9 protein-coding genes and 1 other RNA gene are annotated in these 12,004 nt (G+C 61.8%); 9 read left to right on the plus strand and 1 reads right to left on the minus strand.

Translation table 11 applies throughout. From position 1 onward, the window contains the following. Nucleotides 1-802 precede the first annotated feature (802 nt). Together AC07VL_RS17765 and AC07VL_RS17770 are read left to right on the plus strand one after the other, a co-directional pair. A complete protein-coding gene (locus AC07VL_RS17765; RefSeq protein WP_290601273.1) occupies nucleotides 803-1,867 on the plus strand; it encodes a porin in 1,065 nt (354 codons plus the stop codon). Between the two features lie 150 nt (nucleotides 1,868-2,017). Then, nucleotides 2,018-2,557, plus strand: a complete 540-nt coding sequence (locus tag AC07VL_RS17770) for a hypothetical protein (RefSeq protein WP_494807001.1) — start codon at nucleotides 2,018-2,020, stop codon at nucleotides 2,555-2,557. 74 nt (nucleotides 2,558-2,631) lie between these two features. Here the strand turns inward: AC07VL_RS17770 and AC07VL_RS17775 are convergent, their stop codons facing one another. Beyond that, the gene (locus tag AC07VL_RS17775; protein WP_494807002.1) at nucleotides 2,632-4,335 is read right to left on the minus strand and encodes a thiamine pyrophosphate-binding protein; all 1,704 of its coding nucleotides are present in this window, start codon (nucleotides 4,333-4,335) and stop codon (nucleotides 2,632-2,634) included. A 243-nt stretch (nucleotides 4,336-4,578) separates the two neighbouring features. On the opposite strand from AC07VL_RS17775, the gene rnpB reads away from it, so the two are divergent. From rnpB to AC07VL_RS17810, 7 genes are all read left to right on the plus strand, one after another. Further along, nucleotides 4,579-4,916, plus strand: an RNA gene (rnpB, locus tag AC07VL_RS17780) — RNase P RNA component class A. Between the two features lie 662 nt (nucleotides 4,917-5,578). Then, on the plus strand, nucleotides 5,579-6,007 hold the full coding sequence (gene mraZ, locus AC07VL_RS17785) for a division/cell wall cluster transcriptional repressor MraZ (RefSeq protein ID WP_290601205.1): 429 nt from the start codon (nucleotides 5,579-5,581) through the stop codon (nucleotides 6,005-6,007). Nucleotides 6,008-6,016: 9 nt separating this feature from the next. Beyond that, on the plus strand, nucleotides 6,017-6,994 hold the full coding sequence (gene rsmH / locus AC07VL_RS17790) for a 16S rRNA (cytosine(1402)-N(4))-methyltransferase RsmH (protein ID WP_494807003.1): 978 nt from the start codon (nucleotides 6,017-6,019) through the stop codon (nucleotides 6,992-6,994). Next, on the plus strand, nucleotides 6,991-7,260 hold the full coding sequence (gene ftsL, locus AC07VL_RS17795) for a cell division protein FtsL (protein ID WP_010394930.1): 270 nt from the start codon (nucleotides 6,991-6,993) through the stop codon (nucleotides 7,258-7,260). Before rsmH ends, ftsL begins: the two co-directional genes overlap by 4 nt. Continuing rightward, nucleotides 7,260-9,038, plus strand: a complete 1,779-nt coding sequence (locus AC07VL_RS17800) for a peptidoglycan D,D-transpeptidase FtsI family protein (protein WP_494807004.1) — start codon at nucleotides 7,260-7,262, stop codon at nucleotides 9,036-9,038. Before ftsL ends, AC07VL_RS17800 begins: the two co-directional genes overlap by 1 nt. 8 nt (nucleotides 9,039-9,046) lie before the next feature. Then, complete coding sequence (locus AC07VL_RS17805) at nucleotides 9,047-10,561, plus strand: UDP-N-acetylmuramoyl-L-alanyl-D-glutamate--2,6-diaminopimelate ligase (RefSeq protein WP_494807005.1); 1,515 nt, start codon at nucleotides 9,047-9,049, stop codon at nucleotides 10,559-10,561. A gap of 11 nt (nucleotides 10,562-10,572) precedes the next feature. Beyond that, nucleotides 10,573-12,003: a UDP-N-acetylmuramoyl-tripeptide--D-alanyl-D-alanine ligase gene (locus AC07VL_RS17810; protein WP_494807006.1), complete on the plus strand. Its 1,431-nt coding sequence runs from the start codon at nucleotides 10,573-10,575 to the stop codon at nucleotides 12,001-12,003. Nucleotide 12,004 lies beyond the last annotated feature (1 nt).

Below are 12,004 nucleotides of genomic sequence, written 5' to 3' on the forward strand. Positions count from 1 at the left end.
AAGCAAGAGTCGTCCCCGGCGGTGCCGAACCGGGGGCGGGAAATGGCAGCAAAAAACATGGAAAACATTTCTATGTGAGCAATTTAAATTACCGATGAGTCAGTAATTCCATTGTTACTCTGGCTATTTTCCTGCCGCCGCCATCGACCTCGAAATTCGGCCCTACGCCCCTGAATAATGCGGCAACGCACCAAAACAGGGCGCCGAATATCCCGTTTTTGGGCGCTGCGCAGCAAACATTGGCGATGCGGTGTATGCTTCGTCCCGTTTATCCATTATCACCTTACAAACTGTGCGCTTTGTCGCGTAAGTCGTGAACGGTGAATGATGGGTGAAGCATGTTGATGTTTTAATCATGCGCCTGATACTGTTGCACTAATACAACGGGTGTCCACAAGGCATGCGCTATGATGGAATGGTCAATCAGGCCAATGCATTGGTTGGCAAGGGGCACTGGCTCTGTCGCGTAGTACGGTTGGCGATGGTCGGGATGCCTGAAAAAGCCCTCGGCCTGGTACCGGAAGTAACATGTTGGAACTTGATGGAATGTGAAACGGTCGTTATAGTGCCGCTTCCGGTGCCCTTTGAGCACCGAACCGGCGCACGAAAATACGGTCGTCATGCAGCCTTCAAGCTTATCGGTGCAATAGCGTGCCGATACCGATATGACTGTTCCCCTGACCGGAACAGCAATGTGGCAGGTGGAGACCTTGCCCTCACTCATAAAAAGCGCTCTGTTAGAGCGCAGCTCGAGATGCATAGGCTGTATTACTTTTTGCTTCAAAAATTAAAGGAAATTGCAATGAAAAAAACTCTGATCACCCTGGCAGTCCTGGCAGCAGCCACTGGCGTAGCCCAAGCTCAATCGAGCGTTGTTATCTACGGTACCGTTGACGCTGGTTTCGTCAGCGAGCGCGGCGGTGTTAACGGCAACGTCAACAAACTGGACAGCGGCATTGCTTCGGCATCGCGTCTGGGCTTCAAAGGCACCGAAGATCTGGGCAGCGGCCTGTCGGCTCTGTTCGTTCTGGAATCGGGCTTCAGCGTTGACAACGGTCAGCAAGACGTTTCGGGCACCTTGTTCAACCGTCAAGCTTACGTTGGTCTGAGCAGCAAAACGACCGGTACCCTGACCCTGGGTCGTCAATACACCCCTTGGTACAACACCCTGTCGAAAGTTGCTGATCCATTCGCAGCTGGCTACGCTGGTTCCGCTAAGAACTTGTTCCCATCGAACACCCGCACCAGCAACACCGTGCTGTACACCTCGCCAAACTTCAACGGCTTTGACGCTGACGTGGCTTACACCTTCGGCGAAAACGCTGATTCGAACAAAATCGGCCGCAAAATCGGCGCGTCGGCTGGCTACTCGAACGGTCCTCTGAACGCACGTCTGGCTTACAACAACACCAGCAACGACACCGCGACCATCGAACAAGGTAGCGGCAGCAACTGGTTGGCTGCAGCTAACTACGACTTCGCAGTTGCTAAAGGCTACATCGCTTACGGCGTGAACAAAGGCAACAACAGTGCTAACCGTAACAACGGCACCGTCAACGCCTTCAACTACACCTCGGCAGCTGCTAGCACCGACAGCAACAACATCCTGGTTGGCGCAACCGTACCTGTCGGCCCAGCTGGCACCGTAATGGCTTCGTTCATCCGCACGAACGACAAAACTTCGGCTAACGCTGATGCTGATCAATGGGCACTGGGTTACTCCTACGCTCTGTCGAAGCGCACGAGCACCTACGCTTCGTACGCCAAGATCAAGAACAAAAACTTCGCTGGCTACACTGTTGGCAACAACAGCAACGTCGGTACGGGCGACAAAGCCTTCAACGTTGGCGTTCGTCACTCGTTCTAATATTCGCGCAAGCGAAGCTTAGTACCGCTGCAGGCATCCCTCCGGGGATGTCTTAAAGCAAAGAAACGCGTCTCCAGGCTAGTCCTGGCGGCGCGTTTTTGCGTGGGCGCGCCAGTTATAATGTTGCCGTTACTAAAGTAAAGGAATGCCATGAATTCATTGAAATCGCCGCGCCTGGCTGCCATGCTGGCCGCGCTGCTGCTCGCCGGCGCCACGGGCGCCGCCATTGCCGCCGCCAAGGGCAAGAAGCCTGCCGGCCTGGAGCGCTATGGCGTGGCCGTGTATTCGGACCTGTGCCTGCAGAAGGACAGCGGCGAGATCGGCGGTCAGCGCGTGACCCTGCACCGCTTTGCCGAGGCCGATTCCGTCATCTATGAATTCACGGCTGGGGCCCTGAGCTGGCCCATCGTGGCCAACGACGTCAACCTGGACGCGGCCACGGGCGCCTTCGACTTCACCATCGCCGGCGCCGACAACGAAGAGCGCACCATCGTCGGCAAGTTTTCCAAAGACGGGCAAACCCTGACGCTGGAAGGCGATTACTGCGGCGGCAATGTGCGCATGCCCATGAAACTGAGCCGCGTGCGTGACTTCGGCCGCCCCTTGAAGACGTGCACCCCATGTCCGCCCATGCCAGAGGCGCCCGCGCCGGTGCCCGCGCAGGATGGCGCCGAGACGCCCGCCGCGTAGTCAATGTTGTTGTCGTGACATGAAAAAGGCCCGGTCTCGACCGGGCCTTTGCATTTTCTCGCCTGGACGCGGGCCTACTTTGCCGCCTGCGCCTTTTCCGCCGTCGCGCGGATGGTGGCCAGCGTCGCGTTCGGCGTGATCAGGTTGCCGTCATAGCGCAGCTCGATCAAGGCCGGCAAGTTGTGCGTTTTCGCGTGCGCCAGGGCGCGCTGCAGGGCGGGAGCGAACTCTTGCGTCGCATTCACCACTTCGCCGTGGGCGCCATACGCTTGCGCCAGTGCCGCAAAGTCCGGGTTGTGCAGGGTCGTGCCCGACACGCGGCCCGGGTAGTCGCGCTCCTGGTGCATGCGGATGGTGCCGAACATCTGGTTGTTGAAGACGATGATGACCACGCCCGCCTGGTATTGCACGGCAGTGGCCAGTTCCTGGCCATTCATCATGTATTCGCCGTCGCCGGCAAAGGTGATCACGGTGCGCTCCGGGTGCACGATCTTCGCCGCCACGCCGGACGGCACGCCATAGCCCATGGCGCCATTCGTCGGCGCCAGCTGCGTGCGCATGCCGCCGTAGCGATAAAAACGGTGCGCCCACGAGGCGTAATTGCCGGCGCCGTTCGTCAGGATGGTGTCGGCTGGTGCCTGCGCCATAATGTCCTGCGTCACCTGCCACAGGTCCAGCGGCGCCTGGCCATCCTGGAAGATGGGCGGCTGCCCCTGATAGGCGACCAGCTCGGCCCTGGCGGCGGCCGGCGTGTGTTTCCATGCGGAAGCGTCGACGGGAGCCATGGCGGCCAGCATGGCGCACGCCTGCGGCATGCCGCTGTTGATCATCAGCTCGGCCTGGTAGACGCTGCCCAGCTCTTCGGCATCCGTGTGGATGTGCACGAGGCGCTGGCGCGGCACGGGCGAGTCGAACAGGGTGTAGCCGCCCGTCGTCATTTCGCCCAAGCGCGGGCCGATGGCGATGACCAGGTCGGCCTCCTTGACGCGCGCGGCCAGTTTCGGATTGATGCCGATGCCCACGTCGCCGATGTAGTTAGGGTGGGCATTGTCGAGCAAGTCCTGGAAGCGGAAGGCGCAGGCGACGGGCAAGTGATTCGTTTCCGCGAACTGCTGCAGGTCGGCGCATGCCTGCGGCGTCCAGGTGGTGCCACCGAGCAACACCAGCGGGCGTTGCGCCGCGGCCAGCATGCTGCGCAGCTGCTGCAGTTGCGCGTCGGATGGCGCCGCCTGCACGGCTTGGTAGGCGCGCGTGTCGGCCACCGTGGCCAGCGAGATGAGCATGTCTTCCGGCAAGGCCAGCACGACGGGGCCAGGGCGGCCGCTGGTGGCCACCTGGAAGGCGCGCGCCAGGTATTCCGGGATGCGCTCGGCGCGGTCGATCTGCGCCACCCACTTGGCCATCTGGCCGTACATGCGGCGGTAGTCGATTTCCTGGAATGCTTCGCGGTCGACGAAATCATTGCCCACCTGGCCGATGAACAGGATCATCGGCGTGGAATCCTGATAGGCCGTGTGCACGCCGATCGAGGCGTTGGTGGCGCCCGGTCCCCGCGTGACGAAGCAGATGCCCGGCTTGCCGGTCAGCTTGCCGTAGGCTTCGGCCATGAAGGCGGCGCCGCCCTCCTGGCGGTTGATGATGAAGCGGATGCCCGAGTCGTGCAGGGCGTCGAGCACGTCGAGGTAGCTTTCGCCAGGCACGCCAAAGGCGGTGTCGACACCGTGGATCTGCAGGGCATCGACCAGGATCTGGCCGCCGGTACGGGGTTGTTGCGTCATGTTCGGCTCTTTATGTTCTAGTTGAATGGCAAAGAAAAATCGGGCAAACGGAGCGCATGCGCCGCATCGGGATGCGCGCAGCTTGCGTCATTCTATGTGAGCCGATTTGGCCCGGCTTTTGAAATGGCGACACCGAATTACACAATCCCCCGGGGCGGCGGCGAGCGAGGGCCTCCGGCACGCGGTGCCGCGCCCGCACGGGCCTTTTGCAGAAACATGCTGCGGCGCGGTACAATGGCGGGTGAAGCAGGCCAGACAGTCGCTGGCCGGTGCAGCAATGCGCTGGCGGGAGGAAGGTCCGGACTCCATAGAGCGGGGTGACGGTTAACGGCCGTCCGCTGAAAGCCGCAAGGTATAAGGCGAGGAATAGGGCCACAGAGACGAGCGTATTAAGTTACGGTGAAACGCGGTAACCTCCACCTGGTGCAATTTCAAATAGGCACGCGATGATGCTGCTCGCGGAGCGTGCGGGTAGAAAGCTTGAGCGCCCGAGTAATCTGGCGCCTAGAGGAATGACTGTCATAGCGCCGACCGCAAGGAAGGCGCCGTAACAAAATCCGGCCTACCGGCCTGCTTCACTTGAATTCTTGGCTTCCCGGCTTGCAGGGGGGAGCATACCGGCCGCGGCGCATGCCTGCCGCGCACCGTCCAAAAGCCCCCGCAACGGGGCTTTTTTTGTTTCTAAAAATATAGCGTTTAAGATAAAGTTGTATAGACAACTAAAAATGAACAATTGGTTAAAGTTTCTTGATTCCAATTAATTGCTGCAATGCAAAAAAAGTTTTCGCTGGCGATGCCAGCCCCGGTAAATGGCGGCAGCGGCTGCCATCTGCGGTAATTTTTTGCCGAAAACCAAGTGTTTCTTGGGTGTAAATTGCCGTTGTGCTCGCACGACGAAACTATTGTCGTGTGTCAACTAACTGTAAAAAATTCAATTTTTCGATTTCGTCTTTTTCGATGTTTACGGTAGGAAAACACATGTGTGCAGATGAGGTACCACATTCACTATGTTCCATAAGTATCTAATTTATCGATATATTTTTATTTGAGACTCCTTCAACGATATGCGCTAAGTCCTTAATTTCATTAATAAAATTCCTGTTTTGCCAATCGGAAACCGCTTGACCACTATCTTTGCTTACTCTAAAGTGGGCAACTGTGTGAAAAAGTGTATTTTTGTGGGAAATTTCCCCATATCGGCGTGATGCCAAGGCATCACAACCCAAGCTCAAAAAGGTCTTCCGTGTTTCAAGGCGCGTCCGCAATCAATCTCGATGCCAAAGGCAGGATGTCTATCCCTGCCAAGCACCGTGACGCGCTGGCGATTCAATGCGAAGGCCGCTTGACCCTGACCAAACACCCTGACGGCTGCCTGCTGTTTTTTCCCCGCCCCGTGTGGGAAAGCCACCGCCAGCAAATCGCCACCTGGCCCATGTCGGCGCGCGCCTGGCAGCGCATCTTCCTCGGCAACGCCGTTGACGTGGAACTCGACTCGGCGGGCCGCGTGCTGATCTCGCCTGAATTGCGCAACGCCGTGGGGCTGTCGCGCGAAGTGATGATGATCGGCATGGGCAGCCACTTTGAAATATGGGATGCCGCCAAACTGGCCGAACAAGAACAGCAGGCGATCGATGCCGGCACTCCCGATGTACTTTCCAATTTTTCTTTCTAAGGCTCCGTAATGACACTACTCACGGTGCCGGAATTTCAGCATCGCACGGTGCTGCTTGATGAAGCGGTCGATGCGCTCGACCTGTCGGGCGACCGCGCGCATGGCATTTACGTCGACGGCACGTTTGGCCGCGGCGGGCACAGCCGTTTGATCCTGTCGCGCCTGGCGCCCGATGCGCGCCTGATCGGCTTCGACAAGGACTTGCAGGCCATCGCCACGGCCGAACAGATCGGCGATCCCCGTTTTGAAATTGTCCATGACAGCTTTGCCACCATGACGGCCAGCCTGGCCGAGCGCGGCGTGCAGCAGGTGGACGGCATCTTGCTCGACCTGGGCATCTCGTCGCCGCAAGTCGACGACGCGGCGCGCGGTTTCAGCTTCCGCAACGACGGACCGCTGGACATGCGCATGGATACCACGCGCGGCATCTCCGCGGCCGAATGGCTGGCGGTGGAAACCGAGCAGAATTTAGAGAAAGTGATACGCGATTATGGGGAAGAACGGTTTGCTTTTCAGATTGCAAAGGCGATTGTTGCTGGCCGGGCAGTCCAGCCAATTTCAAGCACACGACAGCTTGCCGGCATCGTGGCAGGCGCCGTCAAGACCCGCGAGAAGGGTAAGGACCCCGCTACCCGCACCTTTCAGGCAATCCGCATTTTCATTAACAAAGAGCTCGAGGATCTCGAGATCGGCCTGAACCAGGCGTATGCCTGCCTGGCGCCCGGCGCGCGTATGGCCGTGATCAGCTTCCACTCGCTGGAAGACCGCATGGTCAAGCGCTTCTTCGCCTCGAAGGCGAACGTGGCGCAGCCTGACCGCCGCCTGCCGATCCGCGCCGTCGACTTGCCGCAGCCGGAAATGAAACTGATTTCGAAGATGAAGCCGTCCGATGCCGAGATCGAGGCGAACCCGCGCTCGCGTTCGGCCGTGATGCGCGTGGCGCAGCGTCTGCCGCTGGCTGCCCCTGCACATGGCGGCGCCCGATGACTGGCAAGCTGTGTGTCGTGCTGTCGGCCCTGCTGGTGTGCTGCGGCCTGTCGCTGGTGAACGCGCAGTACCAGTCGCGCCACCTGCTGATCGACCTGGAACGCGCACAGGCGCTGTCGCGCCAGCTCGACATCGACTGGGCGCAGCTGCAGCTGGACCAGTCGACCCTGGGCAAGCATGAACGCATCGAAGCCATCGCACGGCGCGACCTGAGCATGACGCCGCTGACGGCGGCACGTACGCAATACCTGACGGAGGGTGAATAATGAAGTTGGGCGGTAACAGCAACGGCCGGGTGGCGGCATCGAAAGGCGTGCCATTCTCGAAGAACCCCGTACTGGCGGTGCGTCTGCCCGTCTGGCGTTCGCGCGTCGTGCTGTTCCTGCTGTTCTTCGCTTTCGCCGGCCTGGGCGCGCGCGCCCTGTGGCTGCAGGGCGTGTCGACGCAGTTCCTGCAAAAGCAGGGCAAGGCGCGCTATGAGCGCACCCTGGAATTGCCCGCCACGCGCGGCAAGATCACCGACCGCAATGGCCAGGTGCTCGCCTCGTCCGTCCCCGTGAAGGCCATCTGGGCGATTCCCGACGACGTGCTGCAGGCGCCGCCGGAAAAAATCAACGCGCTGGCCGGCCTGCTGGAAATGAACGTCAACGAATTGCGCAAGAAGCTCGATTCGGACCGCAGCTTTGTTTACCTGAAGCGCCAGGTCGAGATGGACGTGGCCGACAAGATTTCCAAGCTGGGCATCGACGGCATCGACGAGCGCAAGGAATACAAGCGCTTTTACCCGCAGGGCGAAGTGATGACCCACGTGGTGGGCTTTACCAACGTGGAAGACGTGGGCCAGGAAAGCATGGAGCTGGCGCAGCAGAAAACCCTCGTCGGCACCACCGGCAGCCGCCGCGTGATCAAGGACCGCCTGGGCCACATCGTCGAAGACATCGGCTTCATCCACGAACCGCATGACGGCAAGGACCTGACCCTGTCCGTCGACAGCAAGATCCAGTACATCGCCTTCACGCAGCTGAAGGAAGCGGTGGAAAAATTCAATGCCAAGGCAGGCGGCGCCGTGGTGCTCGACGTGCACACGGGCGAAGTGCTGGCCCTGGCCAACTACCCCAGCTACGACCCGAACGACCGCCGCAAGCTCACGGGCCAGCAGTTGCGCAACCGCGTCATGACGGATACCTTCGAACCCGGCTCCACGCTGAAACCGATCACCGTTTCGCTGGCGCTCGACACGGGCCGGGTCAAGCCGACCACCCTGATCGACACGGGGCCGGGCCGCTATACCATCGCCGACCGCACGATCACGGACACCAAGCCGCATGGCGTCATCAATGTCTCCGAGATCATCGAAATGTCGTCGAACATCGGCACCTCGAAGATCGCGCTGGGCATGCCGTCGCAGGAAATGTGGGAAATGTTTACCAAGGTGGGCTTCGGCCAGCAGCCGAAATGGGGCTTCCCCGGCGCCGTCGCCGGCCGCGTGCGTCCGTATAAATCGTGGCGCCCGGTGGAGCAGGCGACCATGAGCTACGGTAACGGCATTTCCGTCTCGCTGATCCAGCTGGCGCGCTCGTACATGATGTTCGCGCGCGATGGCGACACGATTCCATTGTCGTTCCAGAAGGTCAATGAACTGCCCGTGGGCCAGCAAGTGATCAAGCCGAAGACGGCCGCCGAAATGCGCGCCATGCTGGAGCTGGTGGTCTCCGGCGCGCACGGCTCGGCCAAGCGCGCCCAGGTCGCCGGCTACCGCGTGGGCGGCAAGACGGGTACCGCCTACAAGGTTGAAAACGGCCGCTATGCGATGCCGCGCAAATACATCGGCTCTTTCGTGGGCATGGTGCCGATGTCGGCGCCGCGCTTCATCATTGCCGTGATGATCGATGAACCGACCGGCCCGGCCCACTATGGTGGCCAGGTTGCCGCTCCCGCTTTCGCGGCGATTGCGACCAACGCGCTGCGCGCGATGAACGTACCGCCCGACTCCTCCGTTACCGAAATCGTGGTCCCGGCCAATGCCGGCCCGGAGGCCATGTGAAGTCACTCATGACCATACAAGACATCAGTTTGTGGATCAAAGCGGCTGCCCCGTCCGGGCAGCTGACGTCCGATTCGCGCCGCGTGCAGCGCGGCGACGTGTTTTTCGCCTATGCGGGCGCCACCCATTTCATCGCTGCGGCCATCGAGCAGGGTGCCGCCGCCATCTTGTTCGACGATGCCGGCTTTTCCTGGGACGCGGCCTGGAACGTGCCGCACCTGGCCGTGGCCGGGCTGAAACGCCTGGCCGGCCCTGTCGCCCACGCGTTCTACGGCATGCCGGACAGCGCCATGTTCAGCGCCGGCGTGACGGGCACCAACGGCAAGACCTCGTGCGCCCTGTGGCTGGCGCAGGCGCTGGCGCGCCTCGGTGTCACTTCCTCCGTGATCGGCACACTGGGCGTGGGCCTGTGCCGCCCGCGCGGCGGGATCGACTTTGACGTCACCGGCTACACCACGCCCGACGCCGTGCTGCTGGCGCGCAAACTGGCCGCCATGCGCGATGCTGGCGCGCAGGCCGTCGCCATCGAAGTGTCGTCGATCGGCCTGGACCAGGAACGCGCGGCAGGCATGCATTTCGACGTCGCCATGTTTACCAACCTGACGCGCGACCATCTCGATTATCACGGCGACATGGCTGCCTACGAGGCGGCCAAGGTCAAGCTGTTCGACTGGCCCGGCCTGAAAACGGCCGTCATCAACCTGGACGACGCCATGGGCCTGCGCCTGGCGCGCCATGTGGACGGCAAGCTGGCCGGCGAGTATCCCGTCATCGGCTACACCTTGCAGGATGCGGCGGCCTTGCCCGACCTGCCGGGGGTGCTGATGCTGCGCACCAGCCAGTTCCGCAGCCGCAATGCCGGCACCGACTTCCACCTGGAATGCCCGCTCGGCGTGGCGCTGGTCAAGACGCAGCTGGTGGGCCACTTCAATATCAGTAATGCGCTGGCCGTGCTGGGGGCCTTGCTGGCGCACGGCACCGGCCTGCGCGCGGCCATCGACGGCATCGAATCGCTGCAGCCGGCCCCGGGCCGCATGCAGCAGGTGGGCGGCCAGGAAGCGCCGATGGTCGTCATCGACTACGCGCATACGCCGGACGCGCTGGAAAAGACCCTGACCGCCTTGCGCCAGGTGGCGCAGGAACGGGGCGGCGACCTGTGGTGCGTGTTCGGCTGCGGCGGCGACCGCGATCCGGGCAAGCGCCCGCAGATGGGCGCCATCGCGCAGCTGGCCGACCACGTGCTCGTCACCAGCGACAATCCGCGCAGCGAGGATCCGCACGCCATCATCGCGCAGATCGTCGCCGGCATGCGTGCCGACGGCCCGCAGCCGCAGGCCATCGAAGACCGCGCCGCGGCCATCCTGTCGGCCATCAAGCACGCGGCCAAGCCGGACGTGATCCTGTTGGCGGGCAAGGGCCATGAGCCATACCAGGAAATCAAGGGCAAGAAACTGCCGTTCTCCGATGCCGACCATGCGCAGCTGGCCCTGTCCGCGCGCCTGACCATGATGAGGACGAACTGATGGATCGCCTCATGCACGCAACCCTGACGGAACTGATGCCATCGCTGCAAGGCGCGCAGCTGACGGGCGACGCCAGTTTTTCCGGCATATCCACGGACAGCCGCAGCGCCCAAGCCGGTTCGCTGTTCGTCGCCCTGCGCGGCGAGAGCTTCGACGCACATGACTTCCTCGGCCAGGTGGCCGCCAGCGGCGTCGCCGCCGTGGTGCTCGAGCGCCTGCCCGCAGGCTGGGACAGCGCCACGGTACCGGCCATCGTGGTGCCCGATACCCTGGTGGCGCTGGGCCGCATTGCCCATTACTGGCGCAGCCGTTTCAGCCTGCCCGTCATCGGCGTCACCGGCAGCAACGGCAAGACCACCGTCAAGGAGATGATTTCGTCCATCCTGGCAGCGGCCTTTGGCGACGAGGGACGGCTGGCCACGCGCGGCAACCTGAATAACGAAATCGGCGTGCCCCTGACGCTTTTCCGCCTGAATACAGAGCACAAGGCGGCCGTCATCGAGATGGGCATGAACCATCCGGGAGAAATTGCGCGCCTGGCGGCGATTGCCGCGCCGACGCTGGCGATGGTCAACAACGCGCAGCGGGAACACCAGGAATTCATGCATACGGTGGAAGCGGTAGCGCGCGAGAACGGCGCGGCGCTGGCGGCATTGGCCGACGACGGCGTGGCGGTCTTCCCGCACGGCGACGAATTCACGCCCCTGTGGCGCGAACTGGCCGGCGCGCGCGCCGTCATCACCTTCGGCTTGTCGAAAGAGGCGGACGTGAGCTGCACGCACCGCGCGGCCGAGGATTTTGGCAGCGACATGTTCATCAGCGTGCGCGCGCAGGACGGCAGCTTGCGCCAGTTTTTTGTGGGCCTGCAGGCGGCCGGCGAACACAATGTGCGCAACGCGCTGGCGGCGGTGGCATGCGCCATTGGCGCCGGCATCGCCATCGAGCATGTGAAGCAGGGCCTGGAGGCGTTTTCTCCCGTGAATGGCCGCCTGCAGAAAAAGCGCGCCGCCAATGGTGCCACCATCATCGACGACACGTATAACGCCAATCCGGACTCGGCGCGCGCGGCCATCGACGTGTTGGCGCAAGCGGCAGCGCCGCGCATCCTGGTGCTGGGCGAGATGGGTGAAGTCGGTACGCAGGGACAGCAGTTCCACGAAGAGATCGGCGCCTACGCCGCCGCCAAAGGCATTGAATACGTGCTGGCGACGGGCGGCCTGGCGCGCCATCTGGTGAATGCGGCGCAGGCAGCTGCGAGCCAGGAATCAGGCACGGTCGTGGAGTATTTCGAACAGTTCGACGGTTTGCTGGCGGCGCTCGATGCGCATTTGTCCGGCCGTTCGGATGCAACAGTATTAATCAAGGGCTCCCGCTTCATGAAAATGGAACGGGCCGTGCAGCATTTGATTGGTTCAAACAACAAAAACAAGGAAGCTCACTAAT

It is taken from the genome of Janthinobacterium sp. GW821-FHT03C08 (assembly GCF_059420905.1).

What these genes read in the sequence shown, in the direction of transcription:
- AC07VL_RS17765 (WP_290601273.1), top strand. Translation starts at nt 803, where the DNA reads ATGAAAAAAACTCTGATCACCCTGGCAGTCCTGGCAGCAGCCACTGGC.
- AC07VL_RS17770 (WP_494807001.1), top strand. Translation starts at nt 2,018, where the DNA reads ATGAATTCATTGAAATCGCCGCGCCTGGCTGCCATGCTGGCCGCGCTG.
- AC07VL_RS17775 (WP_494807002.1), bottom strand. Translation starts at nt 4,335, where the DNA reads ATGACGCAACAACCCCGTACCGGCGGCCAGATCCTGGTCGATGCCCTG.
- rsmH (WP_494807003.1), top strand. Translation starts at nt 6,017, where the DNA reads ATGACACTACTCACGGTGCCGGAATTTCAGCATCGCACGGTGCTGCTT.
- ftsL (WP_010394930.1), top strand. Translation starts at nt 6,991, where the DNA reads ATGACTGGCAAGCTGTGTGTCGTGCTGTCGGCCCTGCTGGTGTGCTGC.
- AC07VL_RS17800 (WP_494807004.1), top strand. Translation starts at nt 7,260, where the DNA reads ATGAAGTTGGGCGGTAACAGCAACGGCCGGGTGGCGGCATCGAAAGGC.
- AC07VL_RS17805 (WP_494807005.1), top strand. Translation starts at nt 9,047, where the DNA reads ATGACCATACAAGACATCAGTTTGTGGATCAAAGCGGCTGCCCCGTCC.
- AC07VL_RS17810 (WP_494807006.1), top strand. Translation starts at nt 10,573, where the DNA reads ATGCACGCAACCCTGACGGAACTGATGCCATCGCTGCAAGGCGCGCAG.